This window comes from Amycolatopsis roodepoortensis (genome assembly GCF_024628825.1).
Classification (GTDB): Bacteria; Actinomycetota; Actinomycetes; order Mycobacteriales; family Pseudonocardiaceae; genus Amycolatopsis; species Amycolatopsis roodepoortensis.
The window spans coordinates 679,083-699,776 of sequence record NZ_CP102415.1 but is presented as its reverse complement, the minus strand read 5'-3'; the positions used below and the strand labels follow the sequence as shown (position 1 = coordinate 699,776).

At 70.0% G+C, this 20,694-nt stretch carries 23 protein-coding genes; 16 read left to right on the top strand and 7 right to left on the bottom strand.

The window, feature by feature from the left end; genetic code table 11:
• Both NQK81_RS03460 and NQK81_RS03455 read left to right on the top strand, forming a co-directional pair.
• Positions 1-342, top strand: a complete 342-nt coding sequence (locus NQK81_RS03460) for an ArsR/SmtB family transcription factor (protein WP_257487015.1) — start codon at positions 1-3, stop codon at positions 340-342.
• A 71-nt stretch (positions 343-413) separates the two neighbouring features.
• Positions 414-1,277 (top strand): TIGR03620 family F420-dependent LLM class oxidoreductase, encoded by an 864-nt coding sequence (locus tag NQK81_RS03455; protein ID WP_257487014.1) that lies wholly within the window; start codon positions 414-416, stop codon positions 1,275-1,277.
• Here NQK81_RS03455 and NQK81_RS03450 read toward each other — a convergent pair.
• From NQK81_RS03450 to NQK81_RS03440, 3 genes are read right to left on the bottom strand one after another with little or no spacing between them, the layout of a single operon-like run.
• Positions 1,274-1,972, bottom strand: coding sequence for an SDR family oxidoreductase (locus tag NQK81_RS03450; RefSeq protein ID WP_257487013.1), 699 nt, complete (start codon positions 1,970-1,972; stop codon positions 1,274-1,276). The genes NQK81_RS03455 and NQK81_RS03450 overlap by 4 nt on opposite strands.
• Complete coding sequence (locus NQK81_RS03445) at positions 1,969-2,421, bottom strand: SRPBCC family protein (RefSeq protein WP_257487012.1); 453 nt, start codon at positions 2,419-2,421, stop codon at positions 1,969-1,971. Before NQK81_RS03445 ends, NQK81_RS03450 begins: the two co-directional genes overlap by 4 nt.
• Before the next feature lie 37 nt (positions 2,422-2,458).
• The gene (locus NQK81_RS03440) at positions 2,459-3,397 is read right to left on the bottom strand and encodes an NADP-dependent oxidoreductase (RefSeq protein ID WP_257487011.1); all 939 of its coding nucleotides are present in this window, start codon (positions 3,395-3,397) and stop codon (positions 2,459-2,461) included.
• Between the two features lie 105 nt (positions 3,398-3,502).
• Here NQK81_RS03440 and NQK81_RS03435 point away from each other — a divergent pair, with 105 nt between their 5' ends.
• The 7 genes from NQK81_RS03435 (at position 3,503) to NQK81_RS03405 (ending at position 8,438) form a co-directional block, all read left to right on the top strand.
• Positions 3,503-3,934 (top strand): winged helix-turn-helix transcriptional regulator, encoded by a 432-nt coding sequence (locus NQK81_RS03435; protein ID WP_257487010.1) that lies wholly within the window; start codon positions 3,503-3,505, stop codon positions 3,932-3,934.
• Between the two features lie 9 nt (positions 3,935-3,943).
• Entirely contained in the window at positions 3,944-4,924 is a 981-nt protein-coding gene (locus NQK81_RS03430; protein WP_126731975.1) for a helix-turn-helix transcriptional regulator, read from the top strand.
• Positions 4,921-5,898 (top strand): helix-turn-helix transcriptional regulator, encoded by a 978-nt coding sequence (locus NQK81_RS03425; RefSeq protein ID WP_126731973.1) that lies wholly within the window; start codon positions 4,921-4,923, stop codon positions 5,896-5,898. The genes NQK81_RS03430 and NQK81_RS03425 overlap by 4 nt, the downstream gene beginning before the upstream one ends.
• Positions 5,899-5,907: 9 nt before the next feature.
• Positions 5,908-6,117 carry a bacteriophage holin gene (locus NQK81_RS03420; RefSeq protein ID WP_192744404.1) on the top strand — a complete coding sequence of 70 codons (210 nt, stop codon included), beginning with the start codon at positions 5,908-5,910 and terminating at the stop codon, positions 6,115-6,117.
• A 38-nt stretch (positions 6,118-6,155) separates the two neighbouring features.
• Complete coding sequence (gene tatA / locus NQK81_RS03415; protein WP_044853269.1) at positions 6,156-6,488, top strand: Sec-independent protein translocase subunit TatA; 333 nt, start codon at positions 6,156-6,158, stop codon at positions 6,486-6,488.
• 95 nt (positions 6,489-6,583) lie between these two features.
• Positions 6,584-7,555 carry a twin-arginine translocase subunit TatC gene (tatC, locus tag NQK81_RS03410; protein WP_257487009.1) on the top strand — a complete coding sequence of 324 codons (972 nt, stop codon included), beginning with the start codon at positions 6,584-6,586 and terminating at the stop codon, positions 7,553-7,555.
• A 7-nt stretch (positions 7,556-7,562) separates the two neighbouring features.
• Positions 7,563-8,438: a diacylglycerol/lipid kinase family protein gene (locus tag NQK81_RS03405; RefSeq protein WP_257487008.1), complete on the top strand. Its 876-nt coding sequence runs from the start codon at positions 7,563-7,565 to the stop codon at positions 8,436-8,438.
• On the opposite strand, the gene NQK81_RS03400 is transcribed toward NQK81_RS03405, so the two are convergent.
• The gene (locus NQK81_RS03400) at positions 8,422-9,009 is read right to left on the bottom strand and encodes a hypothetical protein (RefSeq protein ID WP_257487007.1); all 588 of its coding nucleotides are present in this window, start codon (positions 9,007-9,009) and stop codon (positions 8,422-8,424) included. The genes NQK81_RS03405 and NQK81_RS03400 overlap by 17 nt on opposite strands.
• A 112-nt stretch (positions 9,010-9,121) precedes the next feature.
• Between NQK81_RS03400 and NQK81_RS03395 the strand changes: the two genes are divergently transcribed.
• From NQK81_RS03395 to NQK81_RS03375, 5 genes are all read left to right on the top strand, one after another.
• Complete coding sequence (locus tag NQK81_RS03395; RefSeq protein ID WP_257487006.1) at positions 9,122-11,899, top strand: DEAD/DEAH box helicase; 2,778 nt, start codon at positions 9,122-9,124, stop codon at positions 11,897-11,899.
• A 541-nt stretch (positions 11,900-12,440) separates the two neighbouring features.
• Entirely contained in the window at positions 12,441-13,250 is an 810-nt protein-coding gene (locus NQK81_RS03390; protein ID WP_257487005.1) for a DUF4333 domain-containing protein, read from the top strand.
• Between the two features lie 41 nt (positions 13,251-13,291).
• The gene (locus tag NQK81_RS03385; RefSeq protein WP_257487004.1) at positions 13,292-14,491 is read left to right on the top strand and encodes a GNAT family N-acetyltransferase; all 1,200 of its coding nucleotides are present in this window, start codon (positions 13,292-13,294) and stop codon (positions 14,489-14,491) included.
• A 34-nt stretch (positions 14,492-14,525) separates the two neighbouring features.
• Positions 14,526-14,924 (top strand): DUF4333 domain-containing protein, encoded by a 399-nt coding sequence (locus NQK81_RS03380; RefSeq protein WP_192744397.1) that lies wholly within the window; start codon positions 14,526-14,528, stop codon positions 14,922-14,924.
• A 43-nt stretch (positions 14,925-14,967) separates the two neighbouring features.
• Positions 14,968-16,188, top strand: coding sequence for a GNAT family N-acetyltransferase (locus NQK81_RS03375; protein ID WP_257487003.1), 1,221 nt, complete (start codon positions 14,968-14,970; stop codon positions 16,186-16,188).
• A 30-nt stretch (positions 16,189-16,218) separates the two neighbouring features.
• Here the strand turns inward: NQK81_RS03375 and NQK81_RS03370 are convergent, their stop codons facing one another.
• The 3 genes from NQK81_RS03370 to NQK81_RS03360 form a co-directional block, all read right to left on the bottom strand.
• A complete protein-coding gene (locus tag NQK81_RS03370; protein WP_257487002.1) occupies positions 16,219-17,187 on the bottom strand; it encodes a pirin family protein in 969 nt (322 codons plus the stop codon).
• Entirely contained in the window at positions 17,184-18,128 is a 945-nt protein-coding gene (locus NQK81_RS03365) for a 5'-3' exonuclease (protein WP_257487001.1), read from the bottom strand. Before NQK81_RS03365 ends, NQK81_RS03370 begins: the two co-directional genes overlap by 4 nt.
• Before the next feature lie 75 nt (positions 18,129-18,203).
• On the bottom strand, positions 18,204-18,740 hold the full coding sequence (locus tag NQK81_RS03360) for an NADPH-dependent FMN reductase (protein ID WP_257487000.1): 537 nt from the start codon (positions 18,738-18,740) through the stop codon (positions 18,204-18,206).
• Positions 18,741-18,858: 118 nt separating this feature from the next.
• Here NQK81_RS03360 and NQK81_RS03355 point away from each other — a divergent pair, with 118 nt between their 5' ends.
• Positions 18,859-19,437 carry an ArsR/SmtB family transcription factor gene (locus tag NQK81_RS03355; RefSeq protein ID WP_257486999.1) on the top strand — a complete coding sequence of 193 codons (579 nt, stop codon included), beginning with the start codon at positions 18,859-18,861 and terminating at the stop codon, positions 19,435-19,437.
• Positions 19,434-20,684: an MFS transporter gene (locus NQK81_RS03350; protein WP_257486998.1), complete on the top strand. Its 1,251-nt coding sequence runs from the start codon at positions 19,434-19,436 to the stop codon at positions 20,682-20,684. Before NQK81_RS03355 ends, NQK81_RS03350 begins: the two co-directional genes overlap by 4 nt.
• Positions 20,685-20,694 lie beyond the last annotated feature (10 nt).

Sequence of the window (20,694 nt, the reverse complement as noted above, 5' to 3'; positions counted from 1 at the left end):
ATGACCGCAGAAGCCGAACCAGTCCCGGAGACCACCGACCATCTGGTCGAGGTGCTGAAGGCGCTCGCCAACCCGATCCGCCTCCAGGTGCTCGGGTGGCTGCGCGAACCGGACCGGCACTTCCCGCCGGAGAACGCGATCGCCGACCAGAACGAGGTCGGGGTCTGCGTCAGTCACCTCCAGGCGAAGCTGGGGCTCGCGCAGTCCACGGTGTCGGCGTACATGGCGCTGCTGCAGCGCGCCGGGCTCGTCCGGTCCACCCGGGTGGGCAAGTGGACGCACTATCGCCGTGACGAGCAGCGGATCACGCAGCTCGTCGACCTGCTGGGACGTTCCATCTGACCCTGGACGGGAATAACGTATCGAAAATCTGCGATACTTCGATACGTTGGACTCGACCTGAGGAGAGACTGATGGAACTGGGGCGTTTCGGGATCTGGACGTTCGACTTCGAGGATCAGCCCGCGAGCATGCTCCGGGATTCGGTGCGGGAACTGGACGAACTCGGCTGGCCCGCGATCTGGATCCCGGAACGGGACGGCCGTGAGGCGCTGACCCACGCCGGATTCCTGCTCGCGTCCACCGAACGCATGGCCGTGGTCAACGGGATCGCGCGGATCGGCTCCCGTGGCGCGCGGTGGGCCCACGGCGCCGCGCTCCTGCTCGCCGACGCGTATCCGGGCAGGCACGTCCTCGGGCTCGGTTTCGGAGGCGCCCAGCCCGGCGTCAAGCCGTTGGACGCGATGAACGACTACCTCGACGAACTCGACACGGTCACCAGCGCGAACCCGCTGCCCGCTCAGTCGATCCGGCGGCTGTTGGCGGCGTACGGGCCGAAGATGCTCGAACTTGCCCGCGACCGGTCCGAGGGTGCGCACACCTATCACGTGCCGGTGGCGCACACCGCCCAGGCGAGGGAAGTGCTGGGGGAGAAGGCCTTCCTTGGTGTCGAGCACGCCGTGCTGTTCGAAACCGACCCGGGCAAGGCGCGCGCGGTCGCCCGCGAGCATCTGCACCCCTACCTGACGTCGAAGTACAACGTCGCCAAGTACCTCCGCCTCGGCTACACCGAAGCCGACCTCGATGGCGGCCGGGGCAGCGACCGGCTCGTCGACGATCTCGTGTTCTGGGGCGACCTCGACACCGTGACCGCGAAACTGCACGGCCACCTCGACGCGGGTGCCGACCATGTCGGCGTCCAGGTCATCGGTGTCGAACCCGGCGAATCGGCCATGCCGCACTGGCGACGGCTGGCCGAGTCGCTGCTGCCGCGCTAGCGGACCTGGCCGGTCGGGCGGACCACGATCTCGTTGACGTCGACCGAGGGCGGCTGCTCCAGCGCGAAGAGCACCGCCCTCGCGACGTCGTCGGGGTCCAGTTTCGGCTTGGACTTCGAGTCCTCGGGGATCATCGAGGTGTCGACCAGGCCCGGCTGCACGACGGTGACCCGCACGCCGGTGCCGACGGCCTCCTCGCGGATGGACCCGGCGAGCCCGGTCACCGCCCATTTCGTCGCCGAATAAAGGTTCCCCGGCCGGTGGTAGCGCCCGGCGACGGAACCGGTGAGCACGAGGTGCCCCTTCGATTCCGCCAGTGACGGAAGGGTCGCCCGCGCGGTGAGGGCGGTGCCGTAGACGTTCGTCAGCACCATGTCCCGCCACTGTCCGGGGTCCGCGCCGCCGTCGCCGAAGAACGAGACGACGACGCTCTGCCCCGCGTTGGCGAACACCGCGTCCAGCCGGCCGAAGGTGGTCTTCACCGTCTCGACGGCCGCGGACAGTGAATCCCAGTCGGTGACGTCCGCCTCGACCGCGAGGGCCCGGTCCCCGCCCAGTTCGGCGACGAGCGGCAGTAGCGCCTCGCGGTCGCGGGAGAGCAACGCCAGCCGGAATCCGGCCGCCGCGGCCCGGCGCGCGGTGGCCTCGCCCAGGCCACGGGAAGCGCCGGTGATCAGCAGTACTCGATCGTTCATGACTCCAAACTAGGCGGCGTGTAGCCGTCCCATTCGGGCACCGGTTCGCCGGTGAGGGAAGCGCCGAGCCGGTCGAGGTAGAAGTGCCAACCCTTGGCGATGTCCGAGGTGTCCCAGTCGGGTTTGGGCATCCGGTGCACGAAGCCGAGCACCGTTCCCGTGCCGTGCGGTGTCAGGGTCAGTTCCACCCGCCACGTCGGCTCACCGGTGTTGTGCAGATCAATGACCAGCCGTTTCGGCGGATCGCATTCGCGGATGACGGCGGGACCCGGCTCGGAGCCTTCTTCGGCGGTCATCGACAGCATGATCGTGTTGCCGACTCCGGCTTCGCCTGTCCAGGTGCCGATCCAGCGGGCCGTGCGCTCGGATTCCGTGAGTGCCGACCAGACGTCGTCGATCGGGTCCGGGTACTCGCGCCGGAGTTCGAGCCGGGTCTCCTCGTTGTCCATGATGCGAAGATAACCGTAGGCTTAATTAAGCGTCAACTTATTCGTTGGTCAGGACCAGACGCCCGCGGAGCCCGCCCTCCGCCAGACGTTCGTGTGCTTTCCCCGCCTCCGCCAACGGCAGGGTGTCCGCGACCCGGAGGGTGAGTTCGCCGTCGTCGACCATGCTCACCAGCCCGGCGAGCGCCGCGCCGTCGGCGGCGATCCAGACGTGCGCGACGTCGATACCCCGCAACGGAATCGGGGCGGCCCCGGCCGCGAACACGACGAACCGGCCACGGTTCGCCACCGCGTCCAACGCCTCGAGCCCGAGCAGTGCCGTGTCGAGTGCCGCGTCGACGCCGCCGGGGATCGCCGCCCGGACGCGATCGGCGAGGAAATCGCCGCGCGGCACGAAAACCTCCGCGCCGAACTCGCGAACCAGCGCCTCGTCGGCCGCACCGGCGACCGCCACGACGCGGAAACCCCTCGCCTTCGCCAAGGTCACCGCATAGCCGCCGACAGCGCCCGCCGCGCCGGTCACCAGGACCGTCGCACCTACTGGCAGGCCGAGCAGGTCGAGGGCCTGGACCGCGGTGAGACCGTTCAGCGGCAAGGTCGCGGCCTCCGCGAGGGACGCCGTCCGCGGGGCGGCGGCGATCGCGTCCGCGTCGAGCACGACGAAGTCGGCATAGGTGCCGAGCGCCGCCGACGGCCGGTCCTGCAGCGCGATCACGCTGTCGCCCGCGGCGAACCCGGTGACGCCGTCGCCAACGGCGTCGACCGTCCCGGCGACATCCCAGCCGATGCCGAGCACCTCACGCGGCGGGACGATCCCCGCCTCGGTCAGGAAACCCGAACGGGTCGCGGCGTCGACCGGGTTGACCCCTGCCGCGGCCACCTTCACCCGCACCTGGCCTGGCCCCGGCGTGGGCACCGGGACATCGGCGAATTCCAGGACTTCCGGGCCGCCGAACCGGCGGACCACCACTGCGCGCATCGTTTCTCCTTCAAGGGGATCGTTCCCCGCGAACGTATGGGGAGTTACTCTCCTTCGGGAAGTACGCACCTCGAGGTGCCCAACCCACGCGGAGGTACGCGCACCGTGGTCACGCGCACGGCACAGGAACGCCGGGACGAAGAGAAACGGGCCTACGACGCCTATCTCGCGGCCTGTCCCGCCCGGAAACTGCTCGACGAGGTCTCGGGCAAATGGGTCAGCCTCGTCCTCGTCGCCCTCGGCGACGGACCCCAGCGCTACAGCGACCTCGCGCGCCGGATAGCCGGGGTCAGCCAGAAGATGCTCACGCAGACCCTGCGGACCCTGGAGCGCGACGGCCTCCTGACCCGAACGGTCACCCCGTGCGTGCCGGTCCGGGTGGACTACGAACTGACCGAACTCGGCCGGAGCCTCCGGCAGCTGCTGGCCGGGATCAAGGACTGGGCCGAGACCAGGTTCGACGAGGTCGAGAGCGCCAGGGATCGTTACGACGCGCGATCGGCGGCTGTCACCATCGGGTCGGACGGCGCGGGCTAGGGTAGCCGGGTGTCCACCGCACGCGCCGAACGTCTGGTCAACCTGGTTCTGGCCCTCCTGTCCACCCGGCAGTACCTCACCGCCGAGCGGATCCGGGGCATCGTGCCCGGGTACGCCGACGCGGCCAGCGACGAGGCGTACTTCCGCATGTTCGAGCGCGACAAGACCGAACTCCGCGAGCTCGGCATCCCGCTGGAGACCGGCCGCAACTCCGCGTTCGACGCGATCGACGGCTACCGCATCGCGCGCCGCGACTACGAACTCGGCGAGATCGACCTCGCGCCCGACGAGGCCACCGCGGTCGGGCTCGCCGTCCGGCTCTGGGATTCCCCGGAACTGACCGGTGAGGCGCAGGGCGCGCTGGTGAAACTCCGCGCCGCCGGCGTCGAGGTCGACGACCACGCCCCGACCGTCGTCGAACCCCGCGTCCGTGCCGAACCGGCGTTCGGCCCGCTCCTCGCCGCCGTCCAAGCCGGGCAGGCCGTGCGTTTCGAGTACCGCCGCAGCGGTTCGGCCGAGCGCAAGATCCGCACCCTCGAACCGTGGGGCGTGGTGTCGTGGAAGGGCCGCTGGTACGTCGTCGGACACGACAGGGACCGTGGCGCTCCCCGGTGTTTCCGCCTTTCACGCGTGACCGGGAAGGTCGACACCTTCGGGCCGACCGGTGTCGTCGAACGCCCGGAAGGGGTCAACCTGCTGCGGATGGTCTCCGCCAGCAGTGGCGAGGACCCGTCCGCGCCGATCATCGCCAGCGTCTGGGTCGCGGACGGCCGGGCCGCCGGGGTCCGTCGCCGGGGCCGGGTGGTCGGCCGCAGCGATGCCGGGGGAGAAGAAGGCGACCTCGTGGAGATCGAGCTGTACTACCCCGAATCCGCCGCGGACTGGCTCACCGCGCACGGGCCGGACGTCCTCGTCCTCGAACCCGAGGTGCTCGCGAAGTCGGTCTTCAGCCGTCTCGAAGCCATCGCGCACGCCGGCGGTGCCCGATGAGCGCCACCGGACGGATGCCGCGCCTGCTCGCGCTCGTGCCGTACCTCCTCGCCCGGCCGGGCATCAAGATCGACGACGCCGCCCACGACTTCGACGTCACACCCAAGCAGCTGCGCAAGGACCTCGAACTGCTGTGGATGTGCGGGCTGCCCGGCTACGGCCCGGGTGACCTGATCGACCTGTCCTTCGAGGGCGACACGATCGTCGTCACGCACGACGCCGGGATGAACCGCCCGCTGCGGCTCACCGGCGGCGAGGCGACGGCCATGCTCGTCGCGTTGCGCGCGTTGGCAGAGACGCCCGGGGTGGTCGACGCCGACGCGGTCCGCCGCGCCATCGCGAAGATCGAAGTCGCCGCGGGGCAGGCTCAGCCGTCGGGGATCGTCGTCGGCGGGGGAGTGCGCGAAGGCAAGAAGACCGCCGGGACGCGCGAAGCCGTCCGGGCCGCGCTCACCGCGAAGCGTGCCTTGCGGATCCGGTACTACACCGCGTCGAAGGACGAGATCACCGAACGCACCGTCGATCCCATGCGGCTGCTCATCGTCCAGGCGGTCGGCTACCTCGAAGCGTGGTGCCGCCGCGCCGAGGACGTCCGGCTGTTCCGGCTCGACCGGATCGACGAGCTCACCGTGCTCGACGAACCCGCCGTCCCGCCCGCGCACGCGCGGCCCACTGACATTTCCGATGGTGTTTTCCGCCCGCGTCCCGATCAGCAGGAAGCCGTCCTGGTCCTCGATCCCGACACACGCTGGGTAGCCGAGTACTACCCCTGCGAGGAGCTCGACGAGCTCGACGGCGGGCGGCTGCGCATCCGGATGCGCTACGCCGACGAGTCGTGGATGGTCCGGCTCATCCTGGGACTGGGCGGAGACGCGCAGGTCGAAAGCCCGGTCGAGCTCGGAGAGGCAGTTCGTCGACGGGCGGCCGACGCACTGGCCCGGGCTCGTCACCTAACGTCAACCTACGAGCAGTAGGGTGGCGCCGTGTCGTACCTGCCGAGCATCGCGCTCGCCGTCGCCGGGCTGATCCTGCTCTTTGTTCTGCTAATCAAATTACGCAGAGTCTTGCGCGTGCTCACCCATACGATGAGCATGGTGGCTACGAACACCCGAAAACGGACAGGGCTCCTTCGCGCCCGGTCGGCCGCGCTGCGCGTGGCGATCGCGCGACGACGTGGGCTCGAAGACCGGTAACATCACATACGAGAGATTCGAGAAGGAGGCCGCAAACGATGAACGCGCTGCAGCCGTGGCACATCATCATCCTGGTGCTCGTCGTTGTCCTGCTGTTCGGCGCCAAGAGGCTTCCGGACGCCGCGCGGTCCATCGGCAAGTCCATGAAGATCTTCAAGGCCGAGACCAAGGACATGGCCGGGGACAAGGACAAGGCCGCCGAGACCGAAGAGGTCGAGACCAAGCAGCTGCCGCAGGCCACCACGCCCGCGCCGGCCGCGACCGCGCAGGACAAGCAGGTCGCCGACCTCCAGCGTCAGCTCGACGAGCTCAAGAAGCAGCAGGCCGCCGCGCCCGCTCCGGCCGAGCAGGCGCAGAAGAACGCCAGCTGAGCGATCTTTAGTTAGCCAAGCGGAGCCTGTTCGCGGATGAGCGCGCCGAAGTCGCGGCGCGCTCATGGTGGACCCTGACGAGAACGGACTGTCCAGTGGCGGATTCCGCCTCCGGTGAGGAGCGCCGCGGCACCAAGCGGCGCAAGCGCAGCCGTCGGGCCAACCCCGACGGCACGATGACGCTCATCGAGCACATCTACGAGTTCCGGCGCCGTCTGGGCTTCGCGCTGCTCGCCATCCTGGCGGGCGGGATCATCGGTTTCCTCTGGTTCCAGACCAGGGTGGGCCCGATCCCGTCGCTGGGCGAGATCATGACCGGCCCGTACTGTGGCATCCCGTACGAGCGCAGGCTCGGTGGCAGGATCGACGGTCCCTGTCAGCTGCTCCAGACGGTGCCGTTCGAAGCCTTCATGATCCAGCTGAAGGTCGGTCTCGCCGCGGGCGCGGTCCTGTTCGCCCCGTTGTGGCTCTACCAGATCTGGGCGTTCATCGCGCCCGGTCTCTACTCGAAGGAGCGCAAGTACGCGCTCACGTTCGTCTTCTTCGCGTCGATCCTCTTCGCCGCCGGCGCCGTCCTGGCGTACCTGCTCATCCCGCACGCTCTCGAGCTGCTGATGAACTTCGGTGGAGACCAGTTCATCACCGCCCTCACCGGTGACAAGTACATCTCGTTCATCCTGTCGCTGCTGCTGATCTTCGGCGTCAGTTTCGAACTCCCGCTGTTCGTGGTGATGCTGAACCGCGTCGGCGTCCTGAAGTACCAGACGCTGAAGAAGTGGCGCCGCGGCCTGATCATGGTCGTGTTCGTCTTCGCCGCCTTCGCGACGCCTGGTTCGGATCCGTTCTCGATGCTCGCCCTGGCCGGCGCGCTGGTGGTGCTCCTGGAGCTCTCCATCCAGATCGCGCGCTTCCACGACCGCAAGCTCGACAAGGAACGCGGCACCGAGGGCTGGGACCAGCTCGCCGACGACGAGGCCGCGCCGTTCGACTACACGCCGAGCACCATCGACGAAGAGCCGTCGGCCGCCACGAACGGCAAGCGCACCAGCACCGACGACGTCACCTGAGCCCGGGATGCACGCGGCGCTGGCCGTCCACCCCGCCTCCGGTGACGGGGCCGCGGGACGGCTGATGGAGTCGGTCGCGGCGCGGCTGCGGCCCGTCGTGGACCGGCTCGACGTCCTCGTCGCTCATACGGTCGAAGAATCCCGCGCGCTTATGACCGACTCGCGCGCGGCAGGGCTGGACGTCCTCGTCGTCCTGGGTGGTGACGGGGCGGCGCACCAAGGCGTTCAGTTCTGCGCCGAATCCGGTGTCGCGCTCGGGCTCGTCCCCGCGGGCACCGGCAACGACTTCGCCAGGGCTCTCGGCATCCCCGAACGGCCGCACGCCGCCGCGGATCTCGTCGCCAGGCGGATCGCGGAGGGGAGACGGCGGAGGATCGACCTCGGCCGGGCCGGTGGTGAATGGTTCGCCACGGTGCTGTGTTCGGGTTTCGACGCCCTGGTCACCGAGCGCGCCAACCGGCTGACCTGGCCTCGCGGCCCGCGCCGCTACGACGTCGCGATCCTGGCCGAACTCGCCGCGTTCCGGCCCCGGCCGGTCGTGCTCCGCACGGACGTCGAGACCCTCGAACTCGACGCCACCATGATCGCCGTCGGCAACACCCCGTTCTACGGCGGCGGCATGCCGATCTGCCCCGGCGCGGATCCCGGAGACGGCCTGTTCGACGTCACCGTGGTCGGCGAGGCGACCCGGCGGGACCTTCTTCGCATGCTGCCCGGGGTCCGGTCGGGAGACCACATCGCCCATCCGGCGGTGCGGGTCCTCAAAGCCAGCCAGATCCACCTGGCGGGTAGCGACCTGCCCGTCTACGCCGACGGCGAGCCGCTGGGCAGGCTGCCGCTCGACGTCGCCTGCGTTCCCGGCGCGCTCACCGTCGTCGGGTGAGCCCGGCGTAGTCGCCCGCGCGCCACACCTGCCCGCGGAACGTCTCGGCCGACATGAGCTCGCCGCCCGGGAAGAACACCCCGCCGCAGCGGTGGCAGAACCACGCTCGCCGCCAGTAGTCCAGCGCGTCGGGGATGCCTCGCCGGATCCGCGCGTTGCGCCGCATCCGGAGCACGAACAGGACGGCGAACAAGGCGACCAGCGCGAAGGCGCCGACCGGGAAGATCGACGCCCCGACGTACTGCGCGGCCCTGCCGTCGGCGGTCGGCGCGATGTTCTCGTCCAGCACGTCGTTGGCGAAGGCGAGGAACACGAACGCGGGGATCAGCAGCACCAGCGCGAGCGCCAGGAAGCAGCCGCCGCCGCGGGGCACCGGGTACGGGTTGAGCGACGCCGCGGTCGCGGTCACCGACACGCCGGTGTGCGCCGTCGCGGTGTAGACCACGCCGTCGCCCGCCGGGATGGCCCTCATGCCCCCTTGTACGCGGTAGGTCGTCTGCCCGCCCTGGAACACCGCCGGCACACTCTGCACCTGGTCGACCTGCGCGCATTGCGGGCAAGCGATCTCCATGGGGTCCCCTCTCGATCACGGATCCGCCCCTTGGATGACGCGGGGGTGGCGGCCGTTCCCGGGATCGTCACACCGAGTGCGAACTGTCGGTGGCGTATGGAACCCTGACGAAGTGGTCAATAGCCCTTCTCAGACCCCGGCCGAGGCCTACGCGGCCTCCCAGCGCCGCGCTCGATACCCTCAGCTGACCCGCTTCGCGGCGGAATCGTCGTTCGAATTCGACGACTTCCAGGTCCGCGGCTGCGAGGCGCTCGAAGACGGTCACGGCGTGCTCGTCTGCGCGCCCACCGGCGCCGGGAAGACCGTGGTCGGCGAGTTCGCGGTGCACCTCGCCCTCGCCGAAGGCCGCAAATGCTTCTACACGACGCCGATCAAGGCGTTGTCGAACCAGAAGTACGCCGACCTCGTCGGCCGGTACGGGCCCGACGCCGTCGGCCTGCTGACCGGTGACACCTCGATCAACGGCAACGCGCAGGTCGTGGTCATGACCACCGAGGTCCTCCGCAACATGCTGTACGCCGGGTCCTCGACCATCGGCGAGCTCGCGTACGTGGTGATGGACGAGGTCCACTACCTCGCCGACCGGTTCCGCGGCGCCGTCTGGGAAGAGGTCATCCTCCACCTGCCCGAACACGTCCGGGTCGTCGGCCTGTCGGCCACGGTGAGCAACGCCGAGGAGTTCGGCGAATGGCTCGTCGAGGTCCGCGGCGACACCACCGTCGTCGTCGACGAGCACCGTCCCGTTCCGCTGTGGCAGCACATGCTGGTCGGAAACCGGCTGATGGACCTGTTCGCCGGCCAGGAGGAACACGCACCCGGCGCCGAACTGCGGATCAACCCGAGCCTGCTCCGCCGCACCGAGGAGATCGGCGGACGGTTCGCCCCGGCCGGTTTGCGCGGGCCCAGAGGGCGGCGAGGAGTGCCGTCGCGGATGCCGCGGTACCGGCCGCCGTCTCGCACCGACACGGTCGAGCGGCTGGACAGCGCCGGGCTGCTCCCCGCCATCGTGTTCATCTTCTCCCGCGCCGGTTGCGACGCCGCCGTCGGCCAGTGCGTCCGCTCGGGCCTGCGGCTCAACGGCCCCGAAGAGGTCGAGAAGGTCCGCCGCATCGTCGCCGAGCGCACCAAGGACCTCCCCGAGGGCGACCTCGGCGTCCTCGGCTTCTGGGAATGGCGTGAGGCGCTCGAACGCGGGATCGCCGGGCACCACGCCGGGCTGCTCCCTGCGTTCAAGGAGACCGTCGAGGAGCTGTTCGTCCAGGGCCTGGTGAAGGTCGTCTTCGCCACCGAGACGCTCGCGCTCGGCATCAACATGCCCGCGCGCACCGTCGTGCTGGAACGGCTGGTGAAATACAACGGCGAGGCGCACGTCGACCTCACGCCGGGGGAGTACACGCAGCTCACCGGCCGGGCCGGACGGCGCGGGATCGACGTCGAGGGCCATGCGGTCGTCGCCTGGCAGCCGGGCATCGACCCGAAGCAGGTCGGCGGTCTGGCCTCGACCAGGACGTATCCGCTGCGGTCGTCCTTCCGGCCCGGGTACAACATGGCGGTGAACCTGGTCGCCCAGGTCGGCGCGGAAGAGGCCCGTGACCTGCTGGAGCAGTCGTTCGCGCAGTTCCAGGCCGACCGGTCGGTGGTCGGGACGGCGCGGCGGATCGAGCGGAACAAGGAGGCCCTGCGGGGCTACACCTCGGCCATCACCGGCGATTTCGACCAGATGCTGGAGTACGTCGATCTGCGGGCGAAGATCTCCGCCCGGGAGAAGGCGCTCTCGCGGCAGAACACCTCTGCCCGCCGCGCGGGCACCGCCGAATCGCTGGAGAAGCTCCGCAAGGGAGACGTCATCGCCGTGCCCGCGGGACGGCGCGCCGGGCTGGCGGTCGTCGTCGACCCGGGCCTCGACCCGATCCGCGAGCCGCGGCCCGTCGTGGTCACCGAGGACCGGTGGTCCGGGCCGCTCTCGGTCTCCGACTTCCCGTCGCCGGTCGAGGCGCTGGGCAACATCAAGCTGCCGAAGCACATCGAGCTGCGCTCGCCCAAGACCCGGCGGGACATCGCTTCGAGCCTGCGCAACGCGGGAATCTCCTTGCCCGGCAGGCAAAAGCGCCGCGCCGGGGCCAATGAGGACGGTGAGCTGGCCGCGCTGCGGCGGGCGCTGCGCGCGCATCCGTGCCACGGCCTCGCCGAACGCGAAGCGAACCTGCGCTGGGTCGAGCGGTACCAGCGGCTCACGGCCGAGACCGAGCAACTGGAACGCAAGGTCGCCGCGACCACGCACTCGCTCGCCCGCGCCTTCGACCGCATCCTGCGGCTGCTCGGCGAGCGCGGGTACCTCGGCCCCGAGTCGAAGGGCGACGGCGAGAACCGCGTCACCGAACACGGCAAGCGGCTCACCCGGCTCTACAGCGAGTCCGATCTGCTCGCCGCCGAGTGCATCCGGCACGGCGTCTGGAAGGGCCTGGCGCCCGCAGAACTGGCCGCCGTGGTCTCGACGCTGGTCTTCGAGGCACGCCGGGACACCGCCGGGGAGCCCCGCCTGCCCGCGGGCAAGGTGCTGGACGCCTGGCAGGCGACCACGCGGCTGTGGATGGAGCTCACCGAGGACGAGCGGCGCCACAAACTGGACCGCACCCGCGAACCCGACGCCGGTTTCGCGTGGCCCGTCTACCGGTGGGCACGCGGCGAATCGCTGGAGAAGGTCCTCACCGCCGCCGAGGCGAACGGGCAGGAGCTGTCGGCCGGTGACTTCGTGCGGTGGTCGCGGCAGGTCATCGACCTGCTGGACCAGATCCGCGACGTCCTCGGGAAGGCGGATCCGGTCGGAGCGGCGGCCTCGGACGCGGTGAAGGCCTTGCGGCGCGGAGTCGTGGCGGCCGGCGGCGCGTGACCGGTCTCGTGACTTCCTGGGGCCGGCCGGTTGTGGGGTGAAGGCTCCCCTCGTCGCGTCTGGTGCGGCGAAGGACGCCTTCAGCCCGTCAGATCCCGGCTGCGGTTGGTCGCTGGCCGGAGTCCGTGAAGGCCTCCTTGAGGGAACCAGAGTCCCCAAAGAGGTCTTCACGGACTCGACGATCGCCACGTGCGTCACACCTCCACCAGCAGTCACAAGGGGTTGCGCGTGAAGGCCCCCTTCCCTCGGCTCAGCCGAGGAAATTCGACCTTCACACCTTGGCCCGAGTACACGAAGGCCCCCTTTCCTGTACCTAGGCGCAAGGAAGGGGGCCTTCATGTACTCGGGAAGGACAGACACCGGCAACGAGGCGTTGGGCTGACCGGCGGAGCGGCCACGCCTCCGGTGTGAGCACGGTCGCGGCGAGTTGCCCCGACACCGGCCGGGAACAGTGGGCAGGGGCGCCGTCCTGTGGTTGGATCGCCCACGACGGCCATGCAGGTCGGCCGGTGACGATGGCGGAACAGGCGGAGGCGAAACGATGAGCACGCCGTATGGCGGCAACGACCCGCAGCAGCAGCCCCAATGGGGGCAGCAGCCGGGCTACGGGCAACAGCCGGGCGGCGCTCAACCGCCGAGCGGCCCGCAGCAGCAACCGCAGTGGGGCCAGCAGCCGCAGTACGACCCGTCGCAGACCCAGCAGCAACAGCCGCAGTGGGGTCAGCAGCCCGCACCTTACGACCCGTCCCAGCAGCAGCCGGGCTACCCGCAGCAGCCTGACCCGTCGCAGACGCAGCAACAGCAGCCACAGTGGGGCCAGCAACCGCAGTACGGCCAGCAGCCGGGTTACCCGCAGAGCGGGGCCCAGCAGCAGCCGGGATATCCGCAGAGCGGGCCCCAGCAGCAGCCCGGCTACCCCCAGAGCGGCCCGCAGCAGCAGCCGCAATACGGGCAGCAGCAGCCAGGCCAGTACGACTACGGCCAGAGCCAGTTCCCGGGCACCCAGGGCGAGGCGCAGGACAAGCCGAAGTCCAAGAAGGGCCTCTTCATCGGGATCGGCGCGCTCGTGGTGATCATCGCCGCGGTCGGCATCCTCGGCTTCGTCACGCCGGGCTGGTTCAACACCCAGGTGTTCAACAACACGCAGATGCAGACCGACGTGCAGAAGCTGCTCACCGAGACCTACGGGATCAAGGAGATCAGCGCGGTCACCTGCCCCTCCGGCCAGGAGGTCAAGGACGGCGTGAAGTTCACCTGCACCGCCACGATCGAGGGCAAGCCGCAGGAGGTGCCGATCACCGTGAAGGGTGACACCGGCAACTACGAGGTCTCACCGCCCGCCACCAAATAAACGGCGGGCGCCGGACGCGGTCGATCCTGCATGATCGGGTCATGAGCGACTTCTCAGTGCGGCGGCTGCGGTCCGACGAGGAACGGGCCGCGACGGATCTGTTCAGGCGCGCCTTGCACGCCAAGGAGATGACCGACGAGGAATGGTCGGCCATCGCGCCTTCGATGCAGCCGGATCGCGGGTTCGGCGCGTTCGACCAGGAGCTCATCGGCACCCTCCGGTCCTTCGATTCAGAGGTGACGCTGCCCGGCGGTGGCACCACGCCACTCGCCGCGGTCAGCCTGGTCGGCGTTCGAGCCGACCGGATCCGCCGTGGCGTGCTGACCGGCTTGATGCGCGCTCAGTTCGAGGATTTCGCCGCCCGGGACGTTCCCGCCGCGATGCTGCACGCGTCCGAAGGGGCCATCTACGGCAGGTTCGGGTACGGCGTCGCCGTGCGGGCGAAGTCGATCTCGGTCGACAAGCGCCGTGCCCGCTTCCGGCCCGAGGCGCCCGCCGGAGGCGAGATCTCCTTGCTGGATCTGGAAAGTACCGTCGAGCAGTGGCCGTCGCTCTTCGACGCGCTCCCGCGCACCCGGCCGGGCATGATCGCGCGGAGCCCGCATCTGTGGCCAGGCTACGAGCGGGAACTGCGCCGGGCGACCACGCCGGTCACGACCGCGGTGCATCGCGGTCAGGACGGGGTCGACGGCTACGTCACCTACACCGTCGAGCGGGCGCATTTCGGCGCTGAGACGACCCTGAAGATCCAGTCGTTCCACTACGCGAGTCCCGACGCGTTCGCGGGGTTGTGGCGCTATCTGGTGTCCGTGGACCTGGTCGACGTCATCACCGCCGAGAAGCGGCCGCTCGACGAGCCGGTCGAGTTGCTGTTCACCGACCCGCGGCATGTGACCGTGCAGAAGATCCAGGACGAAGGCTGGCTCCGGCTGGTCGACGTCGCGAGGATGCTCGACGCTCGCACGTACCGGGGCGAGCCGGTCGTCCTCGAGGTCACGGATCCCTTCCTGGACCACAACTCCGGCCGCTACCGCCTGTCCGAGGACGGCGCCGCCCGCACGACCGACCCGGCGGATCTCGAACTGCACGCCGACACGCTGTCGATGGTGTACCTCGGCGGCTGGCGACCGTCGGATCTCGCGGCCGCCGGCCGGGTCCGCGCCACCGGCTCGGCCGCACTGGAACGCGCGGACCTGCTGTTCGGCACGCGGGTCGATCCCTGGTGCGGTACCTTCTTCTGACGTTGGATGATCACACCGGTGGGGGTGGAGAAGCTTGAGCAGGCGAGCCGTCTCGACGGTCGGTCTGTGTTGTGCCGCTTTCGCGATGCTGGCGGCGTGTTCGGACACCCCGGCGCCCGCACCGGCGACGAAGACCGTCACGGTCCCGCCGACGACGAGCGCTTCGCCGAGCACGTCCGCCACGTCGGGCGGTTCGTCCTCCGCCGCTCCGGGCAGAGTCTTCGACCCGCGGACCATGCAGGCGGACGTGCGGAAGATCCTCACCGAGACCTATCAGGTGCGGGAAGTCGGCGACGTGCTCTGCCCGGCGAACCAGACGGTCAAGGACGGCAGCACGTTCACCTGCACCGTCCAGGTCGGCGGAGAGGGCAAGACCGTGACGATCACGGTCACCGGGGACGACGGCCGCTACGAGGTCGGCGCGCCCGCCTGAAAACCGGTTGGGTTCGCCCGGCCCTGGCGGCAGGATCGGCGATATGAGCGAATTCCATGTGCGTGCCGTGGCCGAAGGCGAACAGCGGGCGTGTCTCGACGTCCTTTCGCAGTCCCTGCACGGCAAGCCCGCGTCGGACGAGGTCTGGGCGAAGATGGCTCCGTCCTGGCCGGCGGCCGGGAAATTCGCCGCGTTCGACGACCACGGCACCCCGGTGGGCATCACCAGTTCGTTCGAGGTGGAGTTGACCGTCCCGGGTGGACAGAGGCTCGTCACGGCCGCCGTCGACGGCGTCGGCGTCCGCGCCGACTGGACCCGCCGCGGGATCCTCACCTCGATGATGGCCGCACAGCTGGAAGATCTCGCGGCGCGCGGCGTCCCGCTGGCCGCGCTGCACGCTTCGGAAGCGGTGATCTACGGCCGCTTCGGTTACGGCGCGGCCACTTTCTGCCGAGGCGTTTCCGTCGAACGCCCACGCGCCCAGCTGCGCGACGGCGTGGGCCGGGAGGGCGTGGTCAGGTTCGTCACCCCGGCCGAAGCCGTGGAGCGCGTTCCCGCGTTGTACAACCGCTTCGAGGGAACGCGGCCGGGTTTCGTCTCCCGGCCCGCCTGCTGGTGGCCGGGTTTCTTCGACCGAGTGGTCACCGGGGACGACGGGTATCGTGTGGCCGTCCACAGTGGACCGGATGGGGACGACGGTTTCGTCGTCTACCAGACCATCGACACTCGCGACCGGCAGGCGCCGGAGCGCGGCGCGCTCCTGGACATCCGGGAACTCCATGCCGCCACGCCACAGGCCTGGGCGGGCCTGTGGCGCTTCCTGCTGTCCATCGACCTGGTCTCGGCCGTGGCCGGACGCGGCCGCCCGCTGGACGAGCCGCTCGCCGAACTGCTGACCGACCCACGTGCGGTGAACACCACCGAGGTCATCGACGACCTGTGGCTGCGCCTCGTCGACGTCCTCGCGGCGCTGCGGGCACGTTCGTATGGCACGGCCGAGCCCGTGGTGCTGGAAGTGCACGACAAGCAGCTTCCGGGCAACGACGGCCGTTACGTCGTCGGCCCGGACGGTGTGGACCGCACTACTGCCGAGGCGGACCTGCGGCTGGACGTCGACACTCTGGCATCGCTGTACCTCGGGCACGGCCTGTTCGGCGATCTGGCCCTGTCCGGCCGGGTCGAGGTGCTGGACGAGGCCGCGGTGGCCCGTGCCGACGCGCTGTTCCACACCGCGCGCACGCCGTGGTGCGGGACGTTCTTCTAGGCACTCGTGAGTGCTAACCGTCCTTACCACTCACGAGGGATTCCGGCGAGGTTTGATCCGCACCTGCGGCAGCGTGGGTGCGGGCAGCCACGCCGTGGTGCCCTGGTAGCCCTCCACGTGACCGAACCGGTCCGCCTGTGCCTGCCAAGCCTCGCGGTACTCGGCGATCTCCTCGTGGCTCCGGCCCACGAAGTTCCACCACATGACGAGTTCCTCGGTGAACGGGGTCCCGCCGAGCAGGAGCACCCGAGCCGGTTCGCCGCCGGAGTTCGTCAGTTCGAGCCGTCCGGCGCCGGGCGCGAGGTAGGCGAGTTCCCCGGTGCTCAACGCGGCTCCGGCGACGGTGACGGAGCCGATGTCCTGCAGGACACCGTGCTCGAAGGCCGGGTCGACGTCGAGCGCCAAGGTCGCCCCGGGCTCGATCGTGAGTTCGGCGCCCAACAGGGGAGTGAACGCCGGGACCGGCGACGTCGTCCCGGCGAGACTGCCCAGAAAGACCCGGGCCGTCGCGCCGGGCAGTTCGAGCAGCGGCGGCGCGTAGTGCCGGAAGTCCCGTGCGGTGTCACGGTGTTCGTCCGGCAGGGCGATCCAGAGCTGGACACCGTGCAGGACCGAGGTGTCCGGTGTGGACACTTCCGAATGCGCGATGCCGTGCCCGGCGGTCATCAGGTTGAGCTCTCCGGGCCGCACCATGGCGGTGGTGCCGATGCTGTCGCGATGTTCGATCTCGCCGCTGAACAGCCAGCTCGCGGTCTGCAGCCCGGTGTGCGGATGCGGCGCGACGTCCATCCCGCCGGACTCCGAAACGTCCTGCGGGCCGTAGTGGTCGGCGAAACACCAGGCGCCGATCAGAGACCGTTGGCGCTGGGGGAGTGTCCGGCGGACCCGGATCGCGCGCGGACCGCCGAGCGGGACGTCGCGCGGGGTCAGCACGGTGACGCCTTCGCCCGGTCGTTCGGAGCACAGCAGCTCGGCCGGGTCGGCCTCGGTGTTGCTCATGACTTCGGGAGCGCGGCCAGCAGACGTTCCACCGAACGGCCGAGATTCCAGCGCTCCGCGAGTTCCGCGACCTTGTCCGGGTCGGCGGGCTCGGACGGGACGACGTCCGGACGGGACTGTTCGACCGGCGCGTCGGCGGCGACCCGGACGACGGTCGGGGCGACCGCGAGATAGTCGGCGGCTTCGGTCAGCCGGAGCCGGGTCTTGAGCGGCACCCGCGAGTCGCCGGCGTTGGAAGCTTCGATCAGTTCCCGCAGCGAACCGAACTGGGTGATCAGCTTCGCCGCCGTCTTTTCGCCGATCCCGGCGACGCCGGGCAGCCCGTCCGACGGGTCGCCGCGCAGCGCCGCCATGTCGGCGTATCCGGGGCCCGCGTTCGCGGCCGGGATGCCGTACTTCCCGGCGATCTCCTCCGGGCCGAGGACCTCGGCCTTGTTCCAGCCTTTGCCGACGTAGATGACCACCGTGGCCGTCGGTTCGTGGCGGACCAGCTGGAACAGGTCGCGGTCACCCGTGATGACCTCGACGGGGGACACCTTCTCGCGGATCGCCAGCGCGCCGATGACGTCGTCGGCCTCGTACCCGGCCGCCTCGGCCGTCGCGATCCCGAAGGCCTCCAGCAGCTCCAGGATGATCGGCACCTGCGGCGTCAGCGTGTCCGGCACCTCTTCGACGTCGCTGCCTTCCGGGACCTCTTCGGCCACCCGGTGCGCCTTGTAGCTGGGCAGCAGATCGGTGCGGAACTTCGGCCGCCAGTCCGCGTCGAGGCACGCCACGAGCCGGGAAGGCCGCCGGTCGACGAGGATCCGCGCGATGGTGTCGGTGAATCCCCGCACCGCGTTGACCGGTGTCCCGTCGGGGGCGGTCATCGAATCGGGCAGCGCGTAGAACGAGCGGAAGTAGAGGCTCGCGGAATCGAGGAGAGCGAGTGGTCCGGTCACGCGGACAGCCTGCCACGTCCGGCCCCGGATGTCCGTGAAGGACCCGACCCCCAGCCGGGTCCTCCACGGGCATCGTCAGGCCGCGTACGGCCGCGCCCGGCGCGCGTCGCGGAGGGCGTTGGCCCACCAGTTCAGCTGATTCAGCAGCGTGGTGGCCGCGGCGGAGGCGCCTTCGAAGTCGTCGTGCGTACCGTCCGGGCCGAAGTGGTTCCAGGCGTACGGGAAGCTGACGGTCTCGCGGATCGTGGCGGCGTGGAGTTCGGCGAAGACCGGGCGCAGGTGCTCCACCGCGCGCAGGCCGCCCGAGATCCCGCCGTAGGACACGAAGGCGACAGGTTTCCCGTGCCATTCGGGGCCGGTGGCGTCAAGCGCGGTCTTGAGCGGGCCGGGGTAGCTGTGGTTGTACTCGGGGACGATCACGACGACGGCGTCCGCGGCGGCGACGCCGGGGGAGAGATCGCCGGGACTTTCGGCGAGGTCGATGACGGACAGGGTGACGTCGTCGCGCTGTTTGGCGCGCTCGAGGAACCAGTTCGCGACGACGGGCGCGAAGCGGCCCTCGCGGACGCTGCTGATCACGACGGCGAGTTGGTAAGTCGGGTTCGTTGTCATGCCCAAGACCGTAAAACCTGTACTTAACTTGAGGTCAAACTCCAGAATCACCGCATATCCAGATCCAATCGCAGAGAACTCTTTGCAGAGAAGTCTTTGCGGTTGTACGGTATGGCGCATGGGGAAGAGCGAGAGATATCTCGCGCGGGTCGACGGCCGCATCCTGCGGGCGCTGTCGCATCCACTGCGCGTCAAGATCCTGGAGTTGCTGCGGGAGGACGGTCCGGCGACGGCGTCCGGGCTGGCGAAACGGGTGGGGGAGAGTTCCGGGACCACGAGCTGGCATCTGCGTCAGCTGGCCGAATCCGGGCTCATCACGGAGGACACCGAGCGCGGCAGCAGGCGCGACCGGTGGTGGAAGGCGGTGCACGAGGGGGACCAGATGCGCGCCCGGGACTTCATCGACGACCCCGATCTCGCCGGTCCGTTCAACGCGTACGCCCACACGATGATCGAGCGGCGCTACGCCGCCGAAGCGCAGTTCGTCGCCGAAGTGCGGGACTGGGCCGACGAGTGGATCGACAAGGTCAGCTTCCACGACTCGCCCCTCTCGCTGACACCGGACGAGGCCGCCGCGCTGAGCGACGAGATCCTCGACGTGATCGCCCGCTACCGCCGTCCGGAGAGGGACGGCGACACCCAGGTCCGCGTGCACTGGGCGGCCTTCCCGAGGAAGTCCCGGCCGGAGACGCCATGAGCCGGATGCCACTGGGGGCTCTGGTCGTGGCTTCGGGGATCTCCTCGGCCGGAGTGATGATGACGTTGCTCGCGATTCCCTGGTTCGTGCTGCAGAGCACGGGCAGCGGCACCAAGACCGGCATCGTCACCGCGGCCGAGGTGCTGGGCCTGATGGTCTCCGCGTTGCTGGGCGGGCCGATCGTGGACCGCGTCGGCACGCGGCGGGCGAGCGTCGGTGCGGATCTGCTGACCACCGGCACGGTGCTGCTGATCCCGCTCGCGATGGCCACGACGGGGCTCAGCCTGCCGGGGCTGATCGGCTTGTCGTTCGTGATGGGCGTTTCCCGCGGTCCCGCCGACACGGCGAAGCAGGTGCTGCTTCCCGGCGTCGCGGAACTCGGCGGTGTCGGCGTGAGCCGGGCGGCGAGCGCCGTGGAAGCGGCGATGAGAACCGGCCGGATGGTGGGCGGACCCGCCGCCGGCGCACTGATCGCCTTGATCGGCCCGGTGCCGGTGCTGTTCGTCGACGCGGGCGCGCTCATGCTGTCCTCGGTGCTGGTGTTCGCGCTGATCCCGGTCGCGGCCGGCCCACCGAGACCGTCGTCGGGTGGATATCTCAAGCAATTGCGCGAAGGGCTCGGGTACGTCAAACGCGACGCGGTGCTGCGCGCCGTCGTCGGCATGCTGATGCTGACCAGCAGCCTCGACTTCGGCCTGCTCGGTGTCCTGTACCCGGCATACGGAGACCAGGTCCTGCACAGCACCGCGCTCATCGGAGCGATGATCACCGCGGTCGCGACGGGTGCGCTGCTCGGTTCGGCGCTCTACGGCTGGGTGGGCCACCGCGTCTCCCGGCGGACGGCGATCCTCGTCGTCGTGGGAATCGAAGGCGCACCGCGTTTCGCCCTGCTCGCGCTGGAGCCCGCGCCGCCCGTGCTGCTGGCCGGGCTCGTGGTCGCAGGGATCGGGGCGGGCGCGCTGAATCCGATCGTGCTCCCGGCGGTCTACGAACGGGTCCCCGAAGCCGTCCGCGGCCGCGTGCTCAGCCTTCTCGTGGGCGGGGTGCTCGCCGCGATGCCGCTCGGCTCGATGGCGGCAGGGTTGCTACTGGACGGGATCGGCCTCGTCGGCGCACTCGCCGTGTTCGGCGGTCTGTACCTGATCGCCACCACCTTCCCGGCGATCTTCCGGGTGTGGCGCGGGCTCGACGATCCCGCCCCGATCGGGGGTGACCGGCCGGTGAGCCAAGGGGCGCGGACCGACTAGGCTCGCCCTC

Excerpts from the sequence above, each read along its gene's own strand:
- NQK81_RS03450 (WP_257487013.1), bottom strand. The coding sequence starts at position 1,972 with ATGAACGATCGAGTACTGCTGATCACCGGCGCTTCCCGTGGCCTGGGC.
- NQK81_RS03455 (WP_257487014.1), top strand. The coding sequence starts at position 414 with ATGGAACTGGGGCGTTTCGGGATCTGGACGTTCGACTTCGAGGATCAG.
- NQK81_RS03350 (WP_257486998.1), top strand. The coding sequence starts at position 19,434 with ATGAGCCGGATGCCACTGGGGGCTCTGGTCGTGGCTTCGGGGATCTCC.
- NQK81_RS03400 (WP_257487007.1), bottom strand. The coding sequence starts at position 9,009 with ATGGAGATCGCTTGCCCGCAATGCGCGCAGGTCGACCAGGTGCAGAGT.
- NQK81_RS03360 (WP_257487000.1), bottom strand. The coding sequence starts at position 18,740 with ATGACAACGAACCCGACTTACCAACTCGCCGTCGTGATCAGCAGCGTC.
- tatA (WP_044853269.1), top strand. The coding sequence starts at position 6,156 with ATGAACGCGCTGCAGCCGTGGCACATCATCATCCTGGTGCTCGTCGTT.
- NQK81_RS03355 (WP_257486999.1), top strand. The coding sequence starts at position 18,859 with ATGGGGAAGAGCGAGAGATATCTCGCGCGGGTCGACGGCCGCATCCTG.
- NQK81_RS03370 (WP_257487002.1), bottom strand. The coding sequence starts at position 17,187 with ATGAGCAACACCGAGGCCGACCCGGCCGAGCTGCTGTGCTCCGAACGA.
- NQK81_RS03460 (WP_257487015.1), top strand. The coding sequence starts at position 1 with ATGACCGCAGAAGCCGAACCAGTCCCGGAGACCACCGACCATCTGGTC.
- NQK81_RS03405 (WP_257487008.1), top strand. The coding sequence starts at position 7,563 with ATGCACGCGGCGCTGGCCGTCCACCCCGCCTCCGGTGACGGGGCCGCG.
- NQK81_RS03425 (WP_126731973.1), top strand. The coding sequence starts at position 4,921 with ATGAGCGCCACCGGACGGATGCCGCGCCTGCTCGCGCTCGTGCCGTAC.
- NQK81_RS03390 (WP_257487005.1), top strand. The coding sequence starts at position 12,441 with ATGAGCACGCCGTATGGCGGCAACGACCCGCAGCAGCAGCCCCAATGG.
- NQK81_RS03440 (WP_257487011.1), bottom strand. The coding sequence starts at position 3,397 with ATGCGCGCAGTGGTGGTCCGCCGGTTCGGCGGCCCGGAAGTCCTGGAA.
- NQK81_RS03385 (WP_257487004.1), top strand. The coding sequence starts at position 13,292 with ATGAGCGACTTCTCAGTGCGGCGGCTGCGGTCCGACGAGGAACGGGCC.
- NQK81_RS03445 (WP_257487012.1), bottom strand. The coding sequence starts at position 2,421 with ATGGACAACGAGGAGACCCGGCTCGAACTCCGGCGCGAGTACCCGGAC.
- NQK81_RS03375 (WP_257487003.1), top strand. The coding sequence starts at position 14,968 with ATGAGCGAATTCCATGTGCGTGCCGTGGCCGAAGGCGAACAGCGGGCG.